This window comes from Flavobacterium sp. CBA20B-1 (genome assembly GCF_028473145.1).
GTDB lineage: Bacteria > Bacteroidota > Bacteroidia > Flavobacteriales > Flavobacteriaceae > Flavobacterium.
Genome location: NZ_CP092370.1, coordinates 2,090,950 through 2,114,059, shown reverse-complemented (window position 1 = coordinate 2,114,059; position 23,110 = coordinate 2,090,950). Strand labels below are relative to the sequence as shown.

General features: G+C 36.4%; 21 protein-coding genes and 1 riboswitch. Of the genes, 7 read left to right on the top strand and 14 right to left on the bottom strand.

Annotated features, from left to right (window positions below; all coding sequences use genetic code 11):
- Nucleotides 1–80: 80 nt before the first annotated feature.
- Genes dut through MG290_RS10370 form a run of 3 tightly spaced genes read right to left on the bottom strand, consistent with a single transcriptional unit; the run spans nt 81 to nt 2,742 of the window.
- A complete protein-coding gene (gene dut, locus MG290_RS10380) occupies nt 81–515 on the bottom strand; it encodes a dUTP diphosphatase (RefSeq protein ID WP_264561237.1) in 435 nt (144 codons plus the stop codon).
- Nucleotides 512–1,981, bottom strand: a complete 1,470-nt coding sequence (locus tag MG290_RS10375; protein ID WP_264561236.1) for an oligosaccharide flippase family protein — start codon at nt 1,979–1,981, stop codon at nt 512–514. The genes dut and MG290_RS10375 overlap by 4 nt, the downstream gene beginning before the upstream one ends.
- A gap of 5 nt (nt 1,982–1,986) precedes the next feature.
- Nucleotides 1,987–2,742: an RsiV family protein gene (locus tag MG290_RS10370; protein ID WP_264561235.1), complete on the bottom strand. Its 756-nt coding sequence runs from the start codon at nt 2,740–2,742 to the stop codon at nt 1,987–1,989.
- Nucleotides 2,743–2,833: 91 nt separating this feature from the next.
- Between MG290_RS10370 and MG290_RS10365 the strand changes: the two genes are divergently transcribed.
- Complete coding sequence (locus tag MG290_RS10365) at nt 2,834–3,976, top strand: cystathionine gamma-synthase (protein WP_264561234.1); 1,143 nt, start codon at nt 2,834–2,836, stop codon at nt 3,974–3,976.
- Nucleotides 3,977–4,015: 39 nt separating this feature from the next.
- Here the strand turns inward: MG290_RS10365 and MG290_RS10360 are convergent, their stop codons facing one another.
- Nucleotides 4,016–4,441 carry a hypothetical protein gene (locus MG290_RS10360; RefSeq protein ID WP_264561233.1) on the bottom strand — a complete coding sequence of 142 codons (426 nt, stop codon included), beginning with the start codon at nt 4,439–4,441 and terminating at the stop codon, nt 4,016–4,018.
- Between the two features lie 249 nt (nt 4,442–4,690).
- Between MG290_RS10360 and porZ the strand changes: the two genes are divergently transcribed.
- From porZ to MG290_RS10345, 3 genes are all read left to right on the top strand, one after another.
- A complete protein-coding gene (porZ, locus tag MG290_RS10355; RefSeq protein ID WP_264561232.1) occupies nt 4,691–6,964 on the top strand; it encodes a type IX secretion system anionic LPS delivery protein PorZ in 2,274 nt (757 codons plus the stop codon).
- Complete coding sequence (gene recO / locus MG290_RS10350) at nt 6,964–7,674, top strand: DNA repair protein RecO (protein ID WP_264561231.1); 711 nt, start codon at nt 6,964–6,966, stop codon at nt 7,672–7,674. Before porZ ends, recO begins: the two co-directional genes overlap by 1 nt.
- Nucleotides 7,675–7,892: 218 nt before the next feature.
- Nucleotides 7,893–7,959: riboswitch (Fluoride riboswitch) on the top strand.
- A gap of 28 nt (nt 7,960–7,987) precedes the next feature.
- A complete protein-coding gene (locus MG290_RS10345) occupies nt 7,988–9,295 on the top strand; it encodes a voltage-gated chloride channel family protein (RefSeq protein ID WP_264561230.1) in 1,308 nt (435 codons plus the stop codon).
- A gap of 250 nt (nt 9,296–9,545) precedes the next feature.
- Here MG290_RS10345 and MG290_RS10340 read toward each other — a convergent pair whose 3' ends face one another.
- From MG290_RS10340 to MG290_RS10300, 9 genes are all read right to left on the bottom strand, one after another.
- On the bottom strand, nt 9,546–10,844 hold the full coding sequence (locus MG290_RS10340) for an NAD-dependent succinate-semialdehyde dehydrogenase (RefSeq protein ID WP_264561229.1): 1,299 nt from the start codon (nt 10,842–10,844) through the stop codon (nt 9,546–9,548).
- Nucleotides 10,845–11,021: 177 nt separating this feature from the next.
- Entirely contained in the window at nt 11,022–11,780 is a 759-nt protein-coding gene (locus tag MG290_RS10335; RefSeq protein WP_264561228.1) for a tetratricopeptide repeat protein, read from the bottom strand.
- A 1-nt stretch (nt 11,781) separates the two neighbouring features.
- Nucleotides 11,782–13,617, bottom strand: coding sequence for a BatD family protein (locus MG290_RS10330; RefSeq protein WP_264561227.1), 1,836 nt, complete (start codon nt 13,615–13,617; stop codon nt 11,782–11,784).
- A gap of 5 nt (nt 13,618–13,622) precedes the next feature.
- A complete protein-coding gene (locus MG290_RS10325) occupies nt 13,623–14,405 on the bottom strand; it encodes a tetratricopeptide repeat protein (protein ID WP_264561226.1) in 783 nt (260 codons plus the stop codon).
- A gap of 1 nt (nt 14,406) precedes the next feature.
- The gene (locus tag MG290_RS10320) at nt 14,407–15,441 is read right to left on the bottom strand and encodes a vWA domain-containing protein (protein WP_264561225.1); all 1,035 of its coding nucleotides are present in this window, start codon (nt 15,439–15,441) and stop codon (nt 14,407–14,409) included.
- A 1-nt stretch (nt 15,442) separates the two neighbouring features.
- A complete protein-coding gene (locus tag MG290_RS10315; protein WP_264561224.1) occupies nt 15,443–16,444 on the bottom strand; it encodes a vWA domain-containing protein in 1,002 nt (333 codons plus the stop codon).
- Nucleotides 16,437–18,038 (bottom strand): BatD family protein, encoded by a 1,602-nt coding sequence (locus MG290_RS10310; protein WP_264561223.1) that lies wholly within the window; start codon nt 18,036–18,038, stop codon nt 16,437–16,439. Before MG290_RS10310 ends, MG290_RS10315 begins: the two co-directional genes overlap by 8 nt.
- Nucleotide 18,039: 1 nt before the next feature.
- Nucleotides 18,040–18,903, bottom strand: coding sequence for a DUF58 domain-containing protein (locus MG290_RS10305; RefSeq protein ID WP_264561222.1), 864 nt, complete (start codon nt 18,901–18,903; stop codon nt 18,040–18,042).
- 74 nt (nt 18,904–18,977) lie between these two features.
- Nucleotides 18,978–19,982 (bottom strand): AAA family ATPase, encoded by a 1,005-nt coding sequence (locus MG290_RS10300; RefSeq protein WP_264561221.1) that lies wholly within the window; start codon nt 19,980–19,982, stop codon nt 18,978–18,980.
- 154 nt (nt 19,983–20,136) lie between these two features.
- Between MG290_RS10300 and MG290_RS10295 the strand changes: the two genes are divergently transcribed.
- The 3 genes from MG290_RS10295 to MG290_RS10285 are packed head-to-tail and all read left to right on the top strand — an operon-like array spanning nt 20,137 to nt 22,601.
- A complete protein-coding gene (locus tag MG290_RS10295; protein WP_264561220.1) occupies nt 20,137–21,282 on the top strand; it encodes a DUF5929 domain-containing protein in 1,146 nt (381 codons plus the stop codon).
- Entirely contained in the window at nt 21,275–22,003 is a 729-nt protein-coding gene (locus tag MG290_RS10290; protein ID WP_264561219.1) for a metallophosphoesterase family protein, read from the top strand. Before MG290_RS10295 ends, MG290_RS10290 begins: the two co-directional genes overlap by 8 nt.
- 37 nt (nt 22,004–22,040) lie before the next feature.
- Nucleotides 22,041–22,601, top strand: a complete 561-nt coding sequence (locus tag MG290_RS10285; protein WP_257500400.1) for an autotransporter outer membrane beta-barrel domain-containing protein — start codon at nt 22,041–22,043, stop codon at nt 22,599–22,601.
- 120 nt (nt 22,602–22,721) lie between these two features.
- On the opposite strand, the gene MG290_RS10280 is transcribed toward MG290_RS10285, so the two are convergent.
- Nucleotides 22,722–23,108 (bottom strand): TraR/DksA family transcriptional regulator, encoded by a 387-nt coding sequence (locus tag MG290_RS10280; RefSeq protein WP_257500401.1) that lies wholly within the window; start codon nt 23,106–23,108, stop codon nt 22,722–22,724.
- Nucleotides 23,109–23,110: the final 2 nt, after the last annotated feature.

Below are 23,110 nucleotides of genomic sequence, written 5' to 3'. Positions count from 1 at the left end.
TTAAACTCTAACGGAGTTTTGTATGTATATAAGTTCTTAAAAATTCTACAAGGTTTAAAAACCTTGCAGGATAAATGTTTTTATTTTACACCAGTGCTGCCAAATCCGCCTGCACCGCGTGCTGTTGTTGATAATTCTTCTACTGCTACCCATTCGGCACGTTCGTGCTTTGCAATCACCATTTGTGCGATGCGTTCGCCGTTTTCAACCACAAAATTTTCATTTGATAAATTGGCTAAAATAACACCTACTTCGCCTCGGTAATCAGCATCGATTGTTCCTGGTGTATTTAAACAGGTAATTCCTTTTTTTAATGCCAAACCACTGCGCGGGCGAACCTGTGCTTCGTAACCAATTGGCAATTCCATAAACAAACCGGTTGGTATTAATGCACGTTCCATTGGTTCGATAACGATAGGCTTTGTAAGGTTTGCACGCAGATCCATACCTGCCGAAGCAATGGTTTCATAGCTTGGCAAAGCGTGTTGCGATTTGTTGATAATATTTATTTTCATTTTTTTAAAACAGATTTTAATATACGTTGAATCATCACTTTTTCGTTGTAATAAATCAATCCTACGAATATAAGAATGAATGTGATTCCTATAAAATAATTTTCTCTGAAATTGTAAAAATATCCAAAAGAAAACAAAATTGCGGTTCCTAAATAAAGTGCGATTGCTTTTTTATCATAAGGAATGGGATATGATTTTTGCCCTAACACAAACGAAATAATCATCATGATAGCGTAAGCGGCTAAAGTTGTGATGGCAGATCCAATTAAGCCGATTTTTGGGATTAAAATAAAATTAAAAAGAATAGTTACAATTGCGCCAAAAACCGAAATGTATGCTCCAATTTTAGTTTTATCCTGAATTTTGTACCAAACAGATAAATTGGTGTAAATACCCAACAGCAGGTTTGCCAGAATAATATATGGAACAATTTCCATTGCAAACCAATATTCTTTTTTGGGTATATAAAACAGCTTGATTAAATCGGCAAAAACAACAATAACAAGCATAGCGAAGCTTCCAAAAATAATGAAATATTTGGTGATGGTTGCATATTTTACAGGTGCATCATCGTTTTTGGCATAACTGAAAAAGAACGGTTCAATACCCAACGAATAAGCCATACGAAACAACACCATGAAAACACCAATTTTATAGATGGCACCGTAACTCGCCAATCCTAAATCCACAAAACTTTCGGGCAGTAATTCTTCTAAAAAAACTTTGTCAAATGTTTCATTTACAACAAAAGCCAAACCGCCAATCATCACAGGAAAACTGTACATAACCATTTCTTTCCAAAGCTGTTTGTTGAATTTTAACTGCAACTTAAAATAATAATTAGAAAGCAACAAAAGGGTAACCAAACTAGCAATGATATTGGCTAAAAATAAATACCCAACCTGAAAATCTGTTTGGTAATAATCTTTGATCCACAGTGCTTGATTATTTTCTAATGATTTGGGAATGATGTATAAAAATAGTACGGTTAAGGCAGTATTCACTAAAACGTTGACGATTTTTATAAAGCTGTATTTTATAGGGCGTTGCTGTGCGCGTAAAATTGCAAACGGAATTACCGCCAAGCTGTCTAAAACCAAAATCCAGATTAAATAGCTGACCACAATTGGAGAAATTCCAAAATAAGTATCGATATAACTTTTAAAGCTATAAACACCCATTAAGAATACAGCGCAAACCGCCATTAGAAAAAGTATGGTGTTGTTGATAACCTCTTGTTTGTTCTCTTGCTTGTTGTAAAATCGGAAAAAAGCTGTTTCCATTCCAAAAGAAAGCACCACATTAAAAAACATCATCCACGAAAAAATCAAAGTATAATCGGCATAGGCATCTTTAGGCAACCAATCAATATGCAGTGGTGCCATAAAAAAACCAATCATTTTAGGAACAACCGTTGCTATTCCGTAGATTAAAGTGGTTTTAAAAAGGTTTTTATAAACACTCAAAATAATTAATTTTTAAAGTAAATAGGGTTTAAAAAGCGCTTCACTTTTTCTTTCGGGAGTTTTATCACAGTTGCTCCTTGCACATACGGTGCAATTTCATAAGGATTGTAGTGTAAAATCCATTCTTTTTGGGTTTGATAAAAATTATTGGGTAAATGAAATTGATTGTTTTCAAACGTGAAACCCGCATCGTTCAAATTTCCAGTAATATTCATTTGCTTTTTAAACTCGGTTTCGGCAAATTTTTTAAATCCTGCCAAATTAACAAATAATTCTTTTTGAGGCACTATTTTTCCGGTGTTGGTATCAAACACAAATACTTTAGTTTGTTGCAATCCGTGTGCACCACCTTTAAACATATAATAATCATAGACCACTTGGTACAGTTTATGAGAAACGGCTTGGTGGCTTGCTTTAAAACTTGCTTCCCATGCCAAGGCATTTTCGGGATAGGTTCTAAAAATTTCATTGTAATGATTGATAAAATTAAGAACCAAAGTGTCATAAGACGCGGTTGTTTTATCGTCTTGAAAACGTATTTCTTCTTGAACAAATTTAAAAATACTATCGTTTATTGGTTTTGCCACCACATTGTTTCCCCAAAAAAAAGGCACTTCTATATGGGCATAGGTGCAATTGTTGGGCACACAATTCAAAGCCGATTGTAAACTATATGTTTTTTGGGTTACTTTTAAAGAGTTTGCCTTTTTGCAAGCCACAAAAGCTATTGATAAACAAATGAATAGTATAATTTTTTTCATTCTGAACAATTCTTCTTTTTTTAAGACAAATCTATAAATTTTAGTCGGTTTTAAATGGTATCTTTACGCTTATTTTTAAAAGTACAAAATTATGAAGTTTAACACAAAAGTTATACACGGCGGGCAGCACCACGATCCAAGTACAGGAGCCGTAATGCCGCCTGTTTATCACACATCAACCTTTGCTCAAACTAGTCCGGGTGTTCACACTGGTTACGAATACAGCCGTGCCGATAACCCAACGCGTACTGCTTTGGAACATGCCCTAGAAAGAATTGAAAATGGCGCGCGTGGTTTGGCATTTTCATCGGGCTTGGCGGCGATAGACTGTGTAATGCGTTTGTTGAAACCCAATGATGAGGTAATTGCGATGGACGATTTATACGGCGGAACGTATCGTTTGTTTACGCGATTTTATCAAGATTTAGGCATAAAGTTCCATTTTATAAATATGAATGATTTAGAGTTGTTTCAATCAAAAATCAACGATAAAACCAAATTAGTTTGGATTGAAACACCTACAAATCCGTTAATGAAGTTGGCTGATATCGAAGCAATTGCCAAAATCACCAAGCAACATCAATTGCTTTTTGCGGTTGACAATACATTTGCAACACCTTATTTGCAAAAACCTTTGAATTTGGGTGCTGATATTGTGATGCACTCTGCTACGAAATATTTAGGCGGACATTCCGATGTGATTGCCGGTGCTTTGGTTATCAAAGATGAAGAATTAGGAAAACAATTGCATTTTACGCAGTTTGCAACCGGAGCCACTTTAGGGCCGCAAGAATGTTTTTTGGTTTTGCGTGGAATTAAAACCTTGCATTTGCGCGTGGAACGTCATTGTTTTAACGGACAAAAAGTAGCCGAGTTTTTAGAGCAACATCCATTAATTGATAAAGTGTTGTATCCTGGTTTGGCATCGCATCCGCAACATGATTTAGCTAAAAAACAAATGCAGAAAGGCTTTGGCGGAATGGTTTCGTTTACGTTTAAATCGGGCGCAAAAGCCGATGCTATTTCGTTTTTAGAGAAGCTAAAAGTGTTTACTTTGGCAGAATCTTTGGGTGGCGTAGAATCATTAGCCAATCATCCGGCGTTAATGACACATGCTTCGATCCCAGCAGAAAAACGTGTAGAAATAGGCGTTACCGATGATATGGTGCGTTTAAGCGTTGGCGTGGAAGATATAGATGATTTACTTGCCGATATAGAACAGGCATTGAAGTAATAGAAAAACTCCTGATTCATTGAATCGGGAGTTTTTTTATTATTGTATTTTTTCAAACCTTATTACTTTACCATCGTATTCATACAAACGTAAAGTATTTTCTTCTTTACAAAAACCATAAGTTCCTAATTGATAGCCATTAGACTGATTTCCCAATCTTACTACTTTTTCCATTAAAAATTCATTATCTTGATGAAAAGAATAAGGAATGGTTGTGGGACTTGTAAATTGGAAAGATAAATCTTCTACTGGTAGATTAACATTACTTTCTATAATTAAATTATTAGTATTTGTAAAAGTATAATGAACATATTCATCATTTTTTGGCATATATTCATTGCTATCAAAATAACCGATTTTTGAAAGTTTCCATTTTCCAACAAGTACATTATCTTCTTTTGTATCATCATCAGAACAACTGATTGTTAATGATGATAAGAATAGAAATAAAATTAGTTTTTTCATGTGTTTATTATTTTTTTACATGTAAATATAACTAATTAAATACATAATATTTTGATTTTAAAGATTTTTTCAAAACGTATTTTCATTTATTCTATATAAAATCTATCAATAATAAGTAGTTTTTAATAGAATACTAATTAAATTACAACATCTTTAACAAAACAAGCTTTTTCTATTTCGTTGCAATACATATACTAAATTATACTATTTTTATAAAAAAAACGTTTCAATCTTTGAAATCACATGTATATGAAATTTTATTATCAACTTTTTTTCTTTTTAGTGTCGTTTGTTTCAGTTGCACAAACCAATCAATTGTGGAAAGGTTATTACTCTTATCAAGAAACCACAGCTGTTGAAAAAGACAACCAAAATATATACATTGCTACAGACAATGCGGTCTTTGCATATAATGAAAGCACAAAGGAAACCGATATTTATAATACCATTAATGGATTAAAAATCGATGGCATTAACACCTTGGGATACGCAAAAGATTACAAAAAACTTATCGTGGGTAGCAAAAACGGTAAAGTAGCCATTATTGATTTGGCTGCCGACAAAATTTATCAATTAAACGATATCTTTTCTAAAACCAATATTCCCGACAATCAAAAAATCATCAATAAAATTATATTCCACGGCGGTTTTGCATATTTGGCAACAGGTTATGGCATCACTGCGGTGCGGTTAAGCGACAATCATTTTGGCGACACTTATTATGTGGCAGTTGGTGGTGAAATGGCAAACGTGAAAGGCATTGCTATTTTCAACAATCAAATGTATGCAACTGTTGAAAACGAAGGATTAAAAAAGGCATCGATGAATACCAATTTAATCGATTATAATAATTGGCAAGTAATCGATTTTGATAATTGGGTGGAACTTACTACTTACGGCAATCAGCTGATAGGTGTGAAAGAAGATTTGTCGTTAAACACCATTTCTGCGGCAAATGTCATAACAAGCGTTGATGAGGTTTGGGGCGGATTTAAAAAGTTTTCTGTTTCGGGCGATGTTTTAATTGAAGTTACACAAGAAGCAGCACGTTTAAGAACCACCAATTTGGCTGTTTATAATGAATTTACCTATTCGTTGTCTGAAAAAGGCGGTGTGGCAGATGCTACCTTTTCAAACGGCGATTATTTTGTGGCAACTAACCAAAACGGATGTTTAAAAGTAGCATCAGATACAAAAGAAAGCGAAAATATTTCACCAAGTGGTCCGTTGAGCAACAATGTATCGTCGGCTGTGGTGAATAACAAAGATTTGTGGATTACTTTTGGCGGATATGGGGTTGATATGGATCCATACAGACCCAATGGTTTAACGAAATATGGCATCAGTACCTTTAAAAATATGCAAACATGGCAGCATATTACCAACGAACAATTAAACGGTTTAAGAGCAACAATCAATATAAGTTTTAATCCCCAAAAACCTAATTTAGCATACATTAGTACGTTTCACGATGGTTTGGGTGTTTGGAACATAAACCAAGAACAATTAACGGTTTACAACAATCAAAACACCGATGCTTTGCAATCATTAATCGACAATGATGTGCGGGTGTTTGGTGTGGCTTTTGACAGAAATGGCACAGGATGGATGACCAATACCATACCCGATTTTGCAACATTGGTTACTATTGATAAAAACAATCAATTAGATGTATATGCATCCAATGTGTTAAGAGGAAGCCCCATTGGAAGTAGCTTCTTAATGCCTGTTATTGATAATAACAACACCAAATGGTTTGGAAGTAGGCTAGGAGGTTTATACGCTTTTAACGAAACCCGAAACAACAAAGCCATGCAAATCACCACCACGCACAATTTGCCTGATAGCAACGTGCAAGCAGTGGCATTAGATTATAAAAATGAATTGTGGATAGGTACTTTAAGAGGACTCAGAGTTATTAAAAACGTGGACCAATTTTTAACCAGTCCACAACTTTCGCCCACTAATATTGTAATTGAACAAGAAGGACAAGCAGAAGAATTGTTTTATGAGCAAAACATTTTGCATATCACCGTAGATGGCTCTAATAACAAATGGGTTTCGATTGCAGAATCGGGGGTGTTTTTAATTTCAGATACCTACGAAACCATTTATAATTTCACGCCGGAAAATTCTCCTTTACCAAGCAATGATATCACAAGCATTAGTATTGATGGGGCAACCGGTGAAGTGTTTTTTGTTTCGCGCAAAGGTATTGTGTCTTTAAAGAATTTTGCCACCACACCAGCCGATGATTTAGACGATATTAAAGTGTATCCAAACCCCGTGAAACCGGGCTTTACAGGCGATGTAAAAATAAGTGGATTGGTAAGCGACGCAAATGTAAAAATTACCGACGTTGCAGGAAATTTAGTCTATGAAACCAAATCGTTAGGAGGAACCGTTACTTGGAACACACTTAGTTTTTCAGGTGCCAAAGTGCCTTCGGGTGTGTATATGATTTTTATTTCATCGCAAGACGGAAGTTTAGACGCTGTTAAAAAAGTAATGATTATTCGTTAATGCTTGTAAAAACCGAAGCTATTGTTTTAAATGCGTTGCGGTATCAAGAAAAAAGCTTGGTGGTAAAATGTTTTACCCAGTTTTTTGGACTTAAAACCTACTTTATCCGCAATGCTTTTTCTGCAAAAAGTAAAAATTTAAACAGTGCCTATTTTCAGCCACTCAATCAGTTGCATATTGATGCGGTGCACAAAAACAAGGCTTCGTTGGAATACATTAAAGAATTAAAATTAATGTATCCCTACCAAACCATCTCGGTAGAGTTTTATAAAAACAGCGTTAGTATTTTTTTGGCAGAAGTTTTAAGCCATAGCATAAAAGACGATCAGCCCAATAACGAACTTTTTCTATTTTTAAAAACCGCTTTAATTTGGTTTGATGAACATCCGTTTACTGCTGATTTTCATCTGTGGTTTCTGTTGAATATCACCAAATATTTAGGTTTTTTTCCTGATGATTCAGACAAACGTTCCATTTACTTTAACCCCCATGAAGGCAGTTTCACAATGCATTATACCCCCAATTGTTTCAATGAAACCGAAACGGCTTTGTTTAGAAATTTGTTGCAAATGACGCTTTCTCATAATAAAAGTAGTTTTACAAATGACCAACGAAGAACGGCTTTGAAACTGTTAATTACCTATTACGAAATTCATATTGCAGGTTTTAAACAAGTAAAATCGGTTGAGATTCTCTCGGAACTTTTTTAGTCCTTTAGGTATTATTAATATAAAGAAAAGCTACAAAATTCAACACCTTGCAGCATTCCAATCAATATATTAAAATAAAGTAATTAAATAGAAATAAAACTAATAATCCCCTGCAAGCTACTATTTTTATCAGAATATCCAATGTGATTTTGATCGAACTCGGGTAGTTTACAAAACCGAAATTGCATAATTAAAAAGGAAAGTATATATTTGCTACATAAAAAAAAGGAAATGGTGCTCTTCCTTACCCAACCGCTTTCAGAAGCTGATGACGCCTGATTAATTAAATACAAAACATTTAATCAGGAAAAATATGTCTAGAAATAAGCAAAAGTCAATTGGCCAAAAGTGGGTTTTTCAATCCAAAATTTTTTTCAGAAAAAAGCCATCCGTTTTTTATATTTTAAAATGGATGTTGATTTGTGCGGTAATTGGTGTTTTTATAGGCTCGGCTTCGGCAGGATTTTTGCAATCGCTGCATTGGGCCACCCATTTTCGGGAAACCCATATATGGCTTATTGCTTTATTGCCTTTGGGCGGTTTGCTCATTGGCATGCTCTATCATTATTATGGCAAAAATGTAGAAGCAGGAAACAATTTATTGATTGACACCATACATCAACCCCAAGAAAAAATACCGTTTAAAACGGCCGTTTTTGTGTATTTGGGAACCATTGCTACACACTTTTTTGGAGGTTCGGCCGGGCGTGAAGGCACTGCTTTGCAAATGGCTGGTGCCATCGCCGACCAGTTCAGCAAACCTTTTCAATTAACCCCATCTGACCGAAAAATACTGATTATAGCAGCAGTTGCTGGCGGATTTGGTTCGGTATTCGGCACGCCGCTTGCCGGTGCTTTATTTGCCATGGAGTTTTATTTGATTGGCCGTATTCGATACCATGCACTTTTTCCAGCTTTCCTCACGGCTATTTTGGCTGATTTAGTTACAAAACTATGGCAAACACCACACACACATTACCACATTTCTTCTATTCCCGCAATTTCTTTTTTAAATGTGTGCTATGCCATTCTTGCCGGAATTGCCTTTGGTATATGTGCTTGGATATTTAGCAAATCCATTCATAAAGTAAGTGGGGTTTTTAAGCAACAAATTGCCTACCCACCTTTACGACCGTTTGTGGGCGGTATCGTTGTGGCGCTATTAGTAGCCGCATTGGGAACCACAAAATACATTGGTTTAGGTATTCCCACCATTGTGGAGGCTTTCGAAACACAAGTACCTGCTTATGATTTTGTCTTAAAAATGCTATTAACCGTCATCACGCTTTCAGCCGGATTTAAAGGCGGAGAAGTTACACCGCTTTTTTTCATAGGAGCTACGCTGGGAAATGCATTAAGCCTTTTTATTCCCATGCCCTCAGAGCTTTTAACCGGAATGGGATTTGTGGCTGTTTTTGCCGGTGCCACAAACACCCCCATTGCATGCAGTATCATGGCGATGGAGCTTTTTGGTGCCGAATGCGGTGTATATGTTGCGATAGCTTGCGTGGTTTCGTATCTGCTTTCAGGACACAACAGCATTTATAGCCGACAAATTATTGGCGAAGCCAAACATCCACGCTATGCACAGGATGAGGGAAAACGATTGAATGAACTTTAGCCCAAAAAAAATTAATTAACGCGTAATGCATTATAGAATTCCCACCGATGCACAGATTATTAACTATTACTTCAAGCAAATTAAAAAGTTATACCTCTTTTTTGAATGCAAAGCATTCAAAATCTGTGAAAATAAATGGAATTAGTAGCATTAATTTGTAAAATTATATCTGTCCATCTGTGGTAATAAAAAAATCTTTGAATGGTTAGGTTTTGAAATTTATTTAGATAATGCAGTACAGATTAAATTATTATTTTACAACCACTGTTTGAATATTTGCAAATTCATACAAAGCAAAATGCGATAATTCACGTCCGTAACCTGAATTTTTAATGCCTCCAAACGGCAAATGCGGATCAGAAATTACCATTTCATTGATAAACAAAGCCCCTTCATCAAACAAATGCAAATAATGATTTAATTGCTCCGGATTATCTGTGAAAATACTTGCTCCTAATCCAAAGTTTGAATTATTGCTTAGCTCAATAGCTTCGTCAATGGTTTTAAAAGGCATGAGCGCTGCCACCGGACCAAAGGTTTCTTCTGCAAATATGGGCATATCAACCGTTACATTGGTAACTAAAGTAGGTTCAAAAAACGCACCTTTTCGGTTGCCGCCTGCAATGATTGTTGCACCTTTTGCTACACTTTTTTGCAACTGCTTCTCCAATTCTGCTGCCAAATCTTCTCGGGCCATTGCTCCGAATGTTACCATTTCATCGTATTTATCACCTGTGATTAAAGTGCTTAATTTCTTTTGAAATAAATCAACAAACTGTTCGTAAACGGTTTCTTGCACTAAAAAGCGTTTGGATGCAATACAACTTTGTCCGGCATTTTGCATACGTGCGTTTACTGCCTTTTCAGCAGCATATTCCAAATCGGCATCGTTCAAAACAATAAAAGCATTGCTTCCGCCTAATTCCAACACACATTTTTTAAGGTGTTTACCGGCTGTTTCTGCAACCGATCTTCCTGCATGTTCGCTACCGGTTAACGAAACCGCTTTTACAATTGGATGTGAAATTACAGCGGCGACTTCACTGCTTTTAATAGGAAGATTTTTATAAACAGGGATATCAATCGCATCCACATTAAAAACATCTTCCAAAGCTTTGGCACTTAAAGGCACATTGCTGGCGTGTTTTACAACGAATACATTTCCGATAAGCAAACTAGGAACCACAAACCGAAAAACTTGCCAAAAAGGAAAATTCCACGGCATTACACCCAACAACACGCCCAACGGACGAAACGTGATATAACTTTTGCTCCAATTGGTTTTTACTTCTTGGTCTTTTAGAAAAGCAGCTGCGTTTTCTATGTAATAATCGCATAAATACGCACATTTTTCCACTTCAGCAAGCGCCAATTTTATGGGTTTGTTCATATCGGTGGTAATGGCATGTGCATATTCGTGTTTGTTTTGCAGCAACTTTTCTTTGATGCTTTTTAAAACCGAAATACGATCGTTTAAAGAAAATTCGCGCCATTTTAAAAAGCTAGATTGTAAAGTATGTAGAAGTGCGGTGGTGGTGTTTGCTGTCATAGGAATTTGTTTTTTATAAAGTTATAAAATAAAAATGGTAAGCCGAAGCTTACCACATTTTAATATTCAAGGACTTGTTTTTTTTGCCACAGATACACAGATATAATTTTACAGATTAGCGTTACAAATAATAGATAAAATCTGTGCATCTTTAGGAATTCTATAGTGCAGTGCAGGTTAATACTGCAACACTTTATTTTTATCAACCCAGCCAATGGTATCGTTTGGTAGCTGAATTTTAATCCATTGATTGGTGGCTTCTTGTATAAATCCTTTTTCGCCTTCGATTAATGTAGCTGATACCTTGGCAACTGTTCGGGGTTCATTCATCAATACGGCATCGGCATCTTTTACAATCACGTAATGGTGCATCAACAAATAATCCGATTGGTTTTTGGATATAAAATAACTTCCGATACTAATTGCTAAAGTAAAAATACTCAATGTAAAAAGTGCTTTTTTAGCGGTTGCATTAGCGTTTAATCGATAAACAACAAGCAGAATAACCGTTAAAAACATACTGGCAATTGCCAGGTAAGCCCACGCATTGGGTTTTAAAAAATTAAAAACGCTGTACAGCATTTGTTGCTGCGGTATGGGCAAATTGCCTTTTGTGACTTTGGTTTTAAGCTTTTCGGCAAAGTTCAAATTAATGCGTGCGGCTTCGTAATCGGGTTGCAATTTCAACGCTTTTTCTAAATGATAAATGCTTAATGCAGTATTTTGCATCCGCAGATAAGATGTTCCTAAATTGTAATGCAACGCAGCATTTAAAGAATCTATTTTTACCAGTTTCTCAAAAATTTGTGCCGAAGCAGCATACTCTTTTTCATTAAAAGCATTGAGTGCTTGTTTCAAAAGCGCATCGTTGTTTTCTTGAGCGTGAATACCCAATGAAAAGCAAAAACTAAAAAAAAGCATCATTAACTGTTTCATATCACTTTTTTATTTGTTTATCGATTGAATTGATCAATTGCACTGCCACTTCGTAATCGTTCTGCATGGTTTGAATGTCCATTTGTGCGTATCGAGCCATTTCGCAAGTGGTTTTTATCGATAAAAAGGTCGATATATCTTGCGCATTGATTTGATGATTTTGCAACAATTCAGTAATGGTGTCGTTGCTCATTTCGGTGGTTTCAATTTTCAATCTGGCTTTTAAATAATTGTGCAGGCATCGTTCCAAAGCTTCATAAAATGCTTCTTTATTTCCGATTTGGGTTTTAGCTTCCGACAGGTATTTTTTAGCCAATTTATTATTTGCTTTTAGTTTGTTTCCACTCACATCACCTGCTTTTTTGTCGGATACATTTTTAGCTAAAAACACAATGGGCAAAAGCAATAAAGGCGCTAACCACCAGGCATAAAACGATTTGTTTTGAGTAATAAAATGCCCGTTAAACCATTCAATATTTTTGTTCAAAGGTTGTATTTCTGTTTTGTTGCTCACCACTTCTGCTTTGTTGTTCAATGAAGCGTTTGTAGGCAGTTCGGGTCCTTCTGTTACTTCAATGGTGATGGGTTGCGATGTGCTGGTTTTATAGGTTTTTGAAGCGGTATCAAAATACGAAAAAGTAATTGGTTCAATGGTGTATGTACCTTTATATTGCGGTACAATTACATATTTTTCAGCTTTTGAACCTTCCATTCCTGCCGATATACTTTTGTTTACACGGTTGATTTGTTCAGGATCATATAATTCCAACGCATTGGGCGCCATCGGTTTTGGCAAGGTTAATAAATCTAAATTTCCTTTTCCTTGCACGCTTACTGTAAGCTCTAAAGGTTCATTTGCTTTTACAGCCGTTTTATTGGCTGTCACCGAAAAGTTATAAGCGCCTACTGCACCTGTAAAGCCTGCTGGTTGGCTGTCTAAAGGCAAAGGTTTCACTTGGATGGTTTTTGTGCCAGAAGAATAGGTTTTTTTTCTTAGACCAATTTCGGGCGTGCCAAACACATCAACGCGTCCGGTTAAATATTGTTCGTCTAGTTCCACAACTAATGGATCGATTTTTAAGGTGCCGTCTTTTTGGGGCAGTAAAACCGCTTTTTGCAAAGGCATATAGCGATAGCTTTTTCCGTTTAATTCTGCACGAGTTATTGCCTGCTGTTTTTGCTCAATCATGTGGTTCCAGAAATTTTGATACATTGGCATTTCTTTTACCAACATGGTATTAAATCCGGCTTGATCGCTTACATATAAACCGTATTCCACCGTGATAGGTTCGTTTACATAGGCACTATTTTTAGACAGTTTTGCAACTAAATGAATACCTTGCCCCATGTTTTTAGGAAGCTGGGGTTGTCTTTGTCGTTGTCTGCCAAAAAGTTCTTCTTCCATTTCATCGAACATGGCAAACGGATCGCGACGGCGTTGTTGTTGGCGTGGCTGTTCTTGCACGGCATCGCCCACTTTTATAGTTACAGGCTGCGATTTATATAATTTTCCCTCAAATACAATCGAGGCAGCACCAATTGTTAAGGTTCCTTTTTTTTGAGGTTGCACGTAAAACGAAAAGCTTTTCTCCATACTGCTTTTTCCGTTTACCCACGTATGGCTTACAGACTGCATGGGACCGCCCACCACATCGAAATTTTCAAACGATGGGCGTTTAAAATCATCTGCATCACCGTTCATCACAAAACGCACCTCGATCACTTGATTAATACCAATAGACTGACTGCTCACTTGGGTTTTCAACTGAAATTGTGCCCAAGTAGCGATGCTTGTGAATAAAGCTAAAAACGTATATAAGAAGTGTTTTGCGTACATAGTTTTTACCAATCTTTTTGAGTGGATGTTGTAACCGGTTTGCCTTTTTGTTCACGACCTTGAATGCGTTCGCGAACGCCTTTTTCATGTTCGTCTAAAGCCTTTAAAATGTTTTCCATTTGCTGTTTAGACTGGTTTTGCTTTTGTTGTTGTGGATTTGGTTTAGGTTGCTCTTTGTCTTGATCGCCTTTTTCATCTTTATTCTGTTCGTCTTTTTTATCTTGATCGTCTTTATCGTCTTTTTTATCCTTGTTTTGATCGTCGTTTTTATCCTGCTTGTTTTTATCCTGATCTTTTTTGTCTTTATTTTGATCCTGATTTTGTTTGTTGTCTTTATTGTTCTTGTTCTGATTAGGATTTTCTTTCTGCATTTTCTTCGCTAACGCATAATTGTAACGTGTTTTTTCATCATTCGGATTGTTCCGCAAGGCATTTTTATAAGCTTCAACCGCACTTCCGTAATCTTTCAACTTCATAAAAGCATTGCCCATGTTATGAAAAATCTGATGTTTTTCTTCTTTGGTTTTTGCCGATTTCAATGCGGTTTGATACGATGCCACTGCTTCGTTCATTGATTGCATGCGGTAAATGCTATTTGCTTTATTGTACAAAGCTGCGGTGTTTTGTTTTTCTTTTGCCGATGCTTTACGGTAGGTTTGCTCTGCTTTGGTATAATTTTTCACACCAAAACTTTGATTGCCTGCTGCCAATTGCGACTTATAGGATTGTGCTTGAACAACATTCAGCATAACAAGCTGTATCATGATGATATACCAAAAGTGTTTCATATTATTTTTCATTGAATAAATTAATTTTCTTTGCCCATGCAGTTCGGCGTTCCAACACCAAACTATCTATAATCAACAGCAATAAAGCCAAACCAACAAACCATTGAAACTGAGATTGAAAATCGGCAATTTGCTGTGATTCAAAATCGGTTTTTTCTATTTTTTGCAAGGTTTGATCTACCAAATCCACCACCTCATCTGTTTTGGTTCCATAAATAAAAACGCCGCCAGTGCTTTGAGCAATTTCTTTTAAAGTGGCATCGTTTAATTTTGTAACCACGGTAGATCCATCCACATCTTTTTTATAGTCAATGATTTTTCCGTTTTGTTTAATCGGAATTTGTCCGCCATCGGGTGTTCCAACTCCGATTGTAATAATCTTAATACCTCTATCTTTTGCCATTGCAACAGCATCACTGATTCCTTCGCCGTGGTCTTCCCCATCAGAAATCAAAATCATTACCTTGCTGGTTTTTGGGTCGTCAAAATAATTGCTTCCCACTTCAATAGCTTCGCGCAAGGCAGTTCCCATACTTGAAACCATTTCGGTGTTCATATCTTGTATGTACATTTTTGCCATGCTGTAATCGGTAGTGATGGGTAACATTGGAAAAGCCGATCCGGCATAACCTACAATTCCGATACGGTCTGATGCTAAATTGTTTATTATTTGCGATGCCAATTGTTTCGATTTCCCTAGACGCGATGGTGCAAGATCTTCTGCCAACATGCTTTTTGAAACATCCATTGCAAAAACAATATCAACACCTTGGCGTTTCACGGTTTCTATTTTTGTTCCAAATTTTGGGTTTACCAAAGCAATAATCAATGCAAATACCGTCACGGCAAGCAAGACCATTTTTATCAGCGGTTTGCTGGTGGTTGATGCTTCGGGTACCAAACGTTTTAAATAGTTACCAGAACCAAATTCGGCAATCTTCTTTTTCTTCCAAATGGTATTCCATACATATACGGCTATCAATACGGGTATTAATAGCAGTAAATAGAAATAAAAAGGTGTATCTAATCCCCACATTTTACACGAATCCTTTAAATATTGTTTTTCTTGATAAATATTCTATTACTAATAATCCCAACGCTAAAAGCACCAACGAACGAAACAATTCGGTGCGCTGTACAAACTTTTGCTCATCGATTTTTGTTTTTTCTAATTGATTAATTTCGTCGTAAATATTTTCTAATCGTTTGGTATCTGTTGCCCGGAAATATTTTCCACCGGTTTTTTGAGCGATGCTTTTCATTAAAGCTTCATCAATTTCCACCTTTACACGGTCGTATTTTAAATCGCCATTTGGCAATATTGCCACGGGTGTTTCTGCCATACCGTTGGTTCCAATACCAATTGTATAAACTTTAATTTTGTATTCTTTGGCAATATCGGCAGCCATTTGCGGATCAATCAAGCCCGAATTGTTCACACCATCGGTCATTAAAATAACTACTTTGCTCTTTGCTTTGCTTTCTTTTAACCTGTTTACGGCTGTTGCCAAACCAACGCCAATACCTGTTCCGTCTTGAATAATGCGGTCGTACTTAATATCAGCCAATTGATTCAACAACCTATTTTTATCGCTGGTGACAGGCGCTTTGGTGTATGCTTCGGCGGCGTAAACCACAATTCCCAAACGGTCGTCTATACGGTCTTTAATAAAATCGGCAGCTACTGTTTTTAGGGCTTCTAAACGATTGGGTTTTAAATCGCGCGAAAGCATCGACCCTGAAACATCGGTTGCCAACACAATATCCACACCGTTTGTAATTTTAGATTTGGTGCTTTTGTCAATGGTTTGCGGTCGGGCCAAAGCCACTATAAGCGCTGCAAAAGCCACTGCCCGCAATACAAAAAGCAACGGATAAAGCTTGGTGAGCAGTGTTTTTTGGTTTTTAAAACCTTGAATACTGCTGATTTTTACAGGAACTTTCTCGTTTTTTCTGTTGATGAACCAATACCAGCCCAATGGCAGTAAAAGTAATAACAACCAGAAAAAGTGCGGATTTAAAAAGGTTATATTACTCATTTGGATTTGCTACATTTAGTTGAATGGATTCAATAACTCGTTGATCTATTTTTGCACCGTATTCATCACCTTCTCTATATAAAATACCCACTTCTTGAATGCCATTTGGTTGTACAAAAACATACATATCGTATTGCATTTTAATGGCTTCGCCCGACACAAAGTTTTGAGCAACTAATGTTCCCGTACCTCTAATTCCACGAACCCCTTTTTCTGTAAATTCCTCGGCATTGTACGTGATATCTTTTGCGCCGTATTGTTTGCCAACAATTTCTAATTTGTATTTTAACAATTGTTCCAAACTTAATGAATCATTGGTTTGAACAGCTGTTGTTCCTACAGCAATTATGAGTTGCGTGTTTAGGTTTGAATACGAAAATACGCTGCTTTGTGATTGCTGTTTTTCTTTATCGGACTGCGGCATTTGTACGCGGGTCAATGCTTCGGGCGTACTTATGATAACTGTTGGAAAACCATAGTCTGAGGTGACCCATTCGCGGTTGTACAAACTTTTGTTGGATGCCAAAACACTCCATTCTACACCTGAACGAATTGCTTGCACCACATACACAATTCCCGTAACTAAAAGCAACAACACAGTAACACCAATTGGAATTAGCGTACGCATTTGTTTGCGTTTTTTGAAACGGCGTTCGCGCAGTTTTACACGCTGTGATTGCTCTTCAGAAAAGCGTGGAATGGCTTTATCAATAGAAACAGAAATCACTTCGGAAGTTTTGCGGTCTTGTTCAATTTCGCTCATCATAGGTTCCGATTTTGCAAATTTCACCAAATCGGCAGTTTGCAACACGCGTTTTAAATCGTGAACCGTTTCTTTGCTCAATTGTATTTTTTTGGAATTAATGATTTGAAAAAGCATTTGAATAACTTCGGATGTGGTTGATTCTTTTGCAGGAATTTCAAAAACTTCCTCGATATAATCCCTAATCACATCGGTCATTTCTGAATAATACGATTTCACATCACCATTTAGCACCAAGCGTTTCGAATCTAACAATTGCAATTTTTTGCTTACTTTTTCAAGCGGTGTTCGGTACAGATCTTCTTCGGTTAAATTTTTGTTTTGTAAATATTTAATCAGAAAATAGGTGGCAACGCCGGCAAGCACACACGCCAGCAACGCAATAAGGTATTTCCACAATTTATCGGTATCGGTTTCGCCACCAACTTGGGCTTTAATGTCGTACATTGGTTGCTTTAAGGTGTCAACCTGCACATTGTTCACTTTAATGTTGAACAAATCGGTTTGATGGTTCTTTTCATCAATATAAACCGATAAACGAGGCACCACATATTCGCCAGCATCAAATTGTGTTAAGGTGTATTTTTTAGTAAGTTCGATGGTATTTCCGTTGGATACCGTGTCGGTTTTCGATTGTTCCAACACTTCAAACGGACCAATATTTTGCTGGTTTGGAAAAACCACTTTGCTGCTTTCGCTGGCAGTTGCCTTAATGGTTAGATGAAACGCCGAACCTATCTTTATTTGGGTAGAATCTACGTTAGCCGTTACTTGTGCAAATCCTGCAAAAGCAAAAAAACCAAACAATAACGTAACTACTATTTTGTTCATACTAGCGTGCTTTAAAATAAGCCAATAATTTTTTAACATAACTTTCGTGTGTACCTGTTTTAATGATCCCGGCACCACTGCGTGTGAATGTTTTTGTGAAATAATCTTCTAAATCTTGGTAATGGTCGCGGTATGCTTTGCGCACCTGGGCATCGCCGGTGTTTACATATAAACTTTCGCCTGTTTCGGCATCTTGCATTAAAACATATCCCACATTGTTTAAATCGTTTTCGCGCTGGTCTGCTACTTTAATACCTGTAATATCGTGGCGTTTTGCAGCAATGCGTAAAATTTTTTCGTAATCTTTCGTCATAAAGTCAGACAAAACAAATACAATTGCTTTTTTCTTTAATACTTTAGAAAGATATTCAAACGCTTGTGAAATATTGGTTTTGTTGCTTTTGGGTTGGAATTGAATCAGCTCGCGAATGATTCTTAAAATGTGCGATTTTCCTTTTTTTGGTGGAATGAATAGTTCAATTTGATCCGAAAACAAAATCAAACCAATTTTATCGTTGTTTGTAGTTGCCGAAAAAGCCAATGTTGCTGCAATTTCGGTAACGATATCGCGTTTAAAATCATCGGTTGAACCAAAGTCTTGCGAACCGCTGATATCCACCATCAACATTAGTGTTAACTCGCGTTCTTCTTCAAAAACCTTCACAAAAGGTTCATTGTAGCGTGCAGTAACATTCCAATCAATCGCACGGATATCGTCGCCATATTGGTATTGGCGCACTTCTGCAAACGACATTCCTTTGCCTTTGAAAGACGTGTGGTATTCGCCCGAAAAAATATGGTCGCTTAACCTTCGGGTTTTTATTTCAATGCGTCGAACCTTTTTTAATATTTCTTTTGTTTCCATTTCTTTGTTTAAGATTTAAAGTCTTCATTGTTTCAGGTTGCTTTAACTTGAAACATTAAACTTGGAACAAAATATTAAGGCACTTCGATTTCGTTTACAATTTTGTTGATGATGTCCACACTTGTAATGTTGTCTGCTTCGGCTTCGTAAGTAATTCCAATTCTGTGGCGCAGTACATCTAAAACAACCGCACGAACATCTTCTGGGATTACATAACCGCGGCGGCGGATAAATGCATAACATTTTGCTGCGGTTGCCAAATTGATAGATCCGCGAGGCGATGCACCGTAGCTTATATAAGGTTTTAAACTTTCTAATTTGAATTGTTCTGGATAGCGGGTTGCAAATATGATGTCTAGAATATACTTTTCTATTTTTTCATCCATATAAACCTCTTTCACCGTTTCTTGTGCACGAATGATTTGTTCTAAACCAACCACCGGATTAATCGTTGGAACGGTTCCTGCTAAATTTTGACGGATTACCAAACGTTCTTCTTCTAATTTTGGATAATCAATCACGGTTTTCAACATAAAACGGTCCATTTGCGCTTCTGGCAACGGATAGGTTCCTTCTTGTTCCACTGGGTTTTGCGTAGCCATTACCAAAAATGGTTTTTGCAGTTTATGGGTGGTATCGCCAATGGTAACTTGTTTTTCTTGCATGGCTTCTAACAAAGCAGATTGCACTTTTGCAGGCGCACGGTTGATTTCATCGGCCAAAATAAAATTAGCGAAAACCGGTCCTTTTTTTATACTAAAGTCATTAACTTTTACGTTGTAAATCATAGTACCTACCACATCGGCAGGCAACAAATCTGGGGTAAACTGTATGCGGCTAAACGATCCGTGAACCGCTTTGGCAAGCGTGTTAATTGCTAATGTTTTAGCTAATCCGGGAACACCTTCCAATAAAATATGTCCTTGCCCTAATAAACCAATTAGTAAGCGATCAATCATGTGTTTTTGCCCCACAATTGTTTTGTTCATTTCGGCAATAAGCAAGTCAATAAACGCACTTTCACGTTCTATTTTGTCGTTTATCGAGCGAATGTCAGTAGTGGCTGTTGTTGCTTCCATTATTTAGTTTTGTGTATATTATTTTTTCAGTTACAAATTGATTAAAATTTATTTGCTTAACTTGTTAACAAATGGTTAAAATACATTATGTGGTATTTGTTTTAAGTATCAATTACCATTTTCTTTTTATAATTTTAAGATAAAACTACCAATTGTGATAAATAAACGGCTTTTAATTAAAAACTTGTTAGCGCATCATGCCGAGAATAGCTTCTTTGATAAGAAGCAACAGCTAAACTTACACACTTTAGAAGGAAAAGCCAAATTTTTGAAGCATGTTTGTTCACTTTCTAATTCAAATCCGTTCAATTTATCATTTATTTTGGTTGGAATTGAAGATGAAAAAAGCCTTATTGTGGGAACCGACTTTTACGATGACAGCCATATTCAGAATTTAATTAATGCTTATTTAGAAAATCCGCCGCAAATTCAATATGAAAATGTAATTTTTCCACATTTAGAAAACGGTATGGTGGTGGGCTTGGTGACAATCTATCCAAAAAAAGGAAAATGTTTTTTTAAAAAGCGCATTTATACGATCTACGAAGGAGCGTCTTTTTCACGCATTGGCAGTATATCGCATCCGGAATATCTTCCGCCTAAAATAAACAACAGTGAAATTGTTGATAGTATCTTGAAAGTTTCGGTCACCAATTTAAAAAATACTATTGATAGCGTGTTGTATTTTATGACTCAAACACATCCGGATATGAAACCAAAGTACCAAGTTTTTAAAGAATATTTCACGGTGTGCTGGGCGGGAATTGAAAAAGTTAAGAAAGGCGAAACCTATTTGTCTAGAGTTGATATTGAATTGATTAATGAACAGGTTAAGATTTTTTATTCGGCATTGGATGAAGTTTCCATTAGCTATACTGAAAATGAATTTGTGATAACAGAATATGTGAAAATTGGATTCCGTAAAAACAACCGCTACATTCCTTTTAGCGTGCAGAAAATTATTTTTAGCGATTCAATGACATATCAAATTACATCGGAAATCATCTTTAAAACGCCCGAAATTGATAAACGCCATTTGTATCATCTATACAATTATTACACATCCATCTTAAATAAATTAAAAAACAACAAACGCTTACATACAATTGAGCAAAACGATTTGCAAAATCTTTGTTATTCGTTTATGTTGTGTTATCTTCACGGTTTTAATAATGCCAAAGAGGTGCTTATCACTCACAAAAGCGTATTTAAAAACAGTAAATACTCTTTTTTGTATGCCTCTTTTAAAGAAGTAATGCGCATTTTGCGTAAGCTAAAATACGAAACCCAAAATGAGTAACACATTTGTAATTGGCGATATACACGGTGGCTTAAAAGCATTGCAACAGGTTTTAAACCGTTCAAATGTTACTACCAATGATCAATTGATTTTTTTAGGCGATTATGTGGATGGATGGAGCGAAACACCCGCTGTTTTAGATTTTTTGATGGAGTTATCGGCAACGTATTCGTGTGTTTTTATGCAAGGAAATCACGAGGAAATGCTGCTGAAATGGTTAAAAAAAGAAGACGACAACGAATTGTGGCGTTTTCATGGGGGCGAAGCTACCGTACAGGCCTATCAAAATATTTCGTTGCGGGTTATTGAAAAACACATCGCTTTTTTGCAACAATTAAAGGAATATTATATCGATGACCAAAACAGGCTGTTTGTACACGCCGGTTTTACCCATTTGAAAGGCGTTACATTTGAATACTTTAGAGGAATGTTTTGGTGGGATCGCACGCTTTGGGAAACAGCCATGGCAGTTGATGGCAATTTAAGTCCGAACAATCTGCGCTATCCACAACGTTTAAGGTTATACAAAGAAATATTTGTGGGGCACACACCCGTGATTCGCTTTGGGGCATCGGCTCCCATGAATTTTGCAAATGTGTGGAACGTGGATACAGGCGCAGCATTTACCGGAAAACTGTCTATTTTGAATGTGGATACCAAAGCATATTGGCAAAGCGATGCCCTGCCCGATTTATATCCCAATGAAAAAGGAAGAAATTAATGCCGAATTTGTTATATTTGCCAGAAATATTATGATTATGAAAAGATTAGCATTAGCAGTTTGTGCTTTGGGTAGTACGCTAGGCGTGCAAGCACAAGCTTTAAACGAAGTAGAATTAAACATTTTTAATACCATTGTAAATCAATCGGTTGAAATTGGATACGAACATTTTATTGACCAAGATCAGTCAATCGGTGCCGATTTATTGATTAACGATCGTTTTTCGTACTACGGACAAAACAAAAAAGAAGGAAAGTTTAAACAGTTCAACACCAATGCGATTGCAGTAAATTATAGTTTTTATTTTGGTGGAAAAGAAGGCGAGCACGCATCGGGCTTTTATGCACAACCGTTTTTAAAATACCGTTTTGGTGATTACGAACACGATGTGGAAATTGCACAAGGAGTTTATCAAAGACAAACCGTTGACATGAATTCGTTGATTATTGGTGTAGGTGGCGGATACAAATTGGTTAAAAACGATGCCTTTACAGTAGCACCATTTGTAAACATTGGTAGAAACTTTAAGCAAGAAGTTGCCGATGAGTTTATGGGCGTTGAATTGAACGCTGGTATTAATATTGGTTACAGATTTTAGTAGTTAAAATAGATAACAAAAAAGCTGTTTTTCATTGGAAAAACAGCTTTTTGTTTTTTGATTTGTAAAGCTTAAAAAATAGAAACGTTGCAAAAGTTTAAAACTTTTGCAACGTTTTTTCTATCGCTGCTGCAACTTAGCTTCCATGCTCATTGTGGCATGTGGAACCAATTTAAGACGCTCTTTTTCGATTAATTTACCAGTTACACGGCAAATTCCGTAAGTTTTGTTTTCAATGCGCACCAAAGCATTTCGCAAATCGCGTAAAAACTTTTCTTGGCGGGTAGCCAATTGCGAATTTGCTTCTTTAGACAAGGTTTCGCTGCCTTCTTCAAACGCTTTAAATGTAGGCGATGTATCATCGGTACCATTGTTTAAATCGTTCATATAAGCACTTTTAATTAAATCTAAATCGGCTTGTGCTTTTTCTATCTTTTTAAGGATGATTTCTTTGAACTCTGCTAATTCAGCATCTGAGTATCGAACTTGTACGTTTTCCTTTTCCATAA

Bases quoted from the DNA above. Each gene is read 5' to 3' on its own strand.
- dut (WP_264561237.1), bottom strand. From the start codon at position 515: ATGAAAATAAATATTATCAACAAATCGCAACACGCTTTGCCAAGCTAT.
- MG290_RS10370 (WP_264561235.1), bottom strand. From the start codon at position 2,742: ATGAAAAAAATTATACTATTCATTTGTTTATCAATAGCTTTTGTGGCT.
- MG290_RS10365 (WP_264561234.1), top strand. From the start codon at position 2,834: ATGAAGTTTAACACAAAAGTTATACACGGCGGGCAGCACCACGATCCA.
- MG290_RS10360 (WP_264561233.1), bottom strand. From the start codon at position 4,441: ATGAAAAAACTAATTTTATTTCTATTCTTATCATCATTAACAATCAGT.
- porZ (WP_264561232.1), top strand. From the start codon at position 4,691: ATGAAATTTTATTATCAACTTTTTTTCTTTTTAGTGTCGTTTGTTTCA.
- recO (WP_264561231.1), top strand. From the start codon at position 6,964: ATGCTTGTAAAAACCGAAGCTATTGTTTTAAATGCGTTGCGGTATCAA.
- MG290_RS10345 (WP_264561230.1), top strand. From the start codon at position 7,988: ATGTCTAGAAATAAGCAAAAGTCAATTGGCCAAAAGTGGGTTTTTCAA.
- MG290_RS10340 (WP_264561229.1), bottom strand. From the start codon at position 10,844: ATGACAGCAAACACCACCACCGCACTTCTACATACTTTACAATCTAGC.
- MG290_RS10335 (WP_264561228.1), bottom strand. From the start codon at position 11,780: ATGAAACAGTTAATGATGCTTTTTTTTAGTTTTTGCTTTTCATTGGGT.
- MG290_RS10330 (WP_264561227.1), bottom strand. From the start codon at position 13,617: ATGTACGCAAAACACTTCTTATATACGTTTTTAGCTTTATTCACAAGC.
- MG290_RS10325 (WP_264561226.1), bottom strand. From the start codon at position 14,405: ATGAAACACTTTTGGTATATCATCATGATACAGCTTGTTATGCTGAAT.
- MG290_RS10320 (WP_264561225.1), bottom strand. From the start codon at position 15,441: ATGTGGGGATTAGATACACCTTTTTATTTCTATTTACTGCTATTAATA.
- MG290_RS10315 (WP_264561224.1), bottom strand. From the start codon at position 16,444: ATGAGTAATATAACCTTTTTAAATCCGCACTTTTTCTGGTTGTTATTA.
- MG290_RS10310 (WP_264561223.1), bottom strand. From the start codon at position 18,038: ATGAACAAAATAGTAGTTACGTTATTGTTTGGTTTTTTTGCTTTTGCA.
- MG290_RS10305 (WP_264561222.1), bottom strand. From the start codon at position 18,903: ATGGAAACAAAAGAAATATTAAAAAAGGTTCGACGCATTGAAATAAAA.
- MG290_RS10300 (WP_264561221.1), bottom strand. From the start codon at position 19,982: ATGGAAGCAACAACAGCCACTACTGACATTCGCTCGATAAACGACAAA.
- MG290_RS10290 (WP_264561219.1), top strand. From the start codon at position 21,275: ATGAGTAACACATTTGTAATTGGCGATATACACGGTGGCTTAAAAGCA.
- MG290_RS10285 (WP_257500400.1), top strand. From the start codon at position 22,041: ATGAAAAGATTAGCATTAGCAGTTTGTGCTTTGGGTAGTACGCTAGGC.
- MG290_RS10280 (WP_257500401.1), bottom strand. From the start codon at position 23,108: ATGGAAAAGGAAAACGTACAAGTTCGATACTCAGATGCTGAATTAGCA.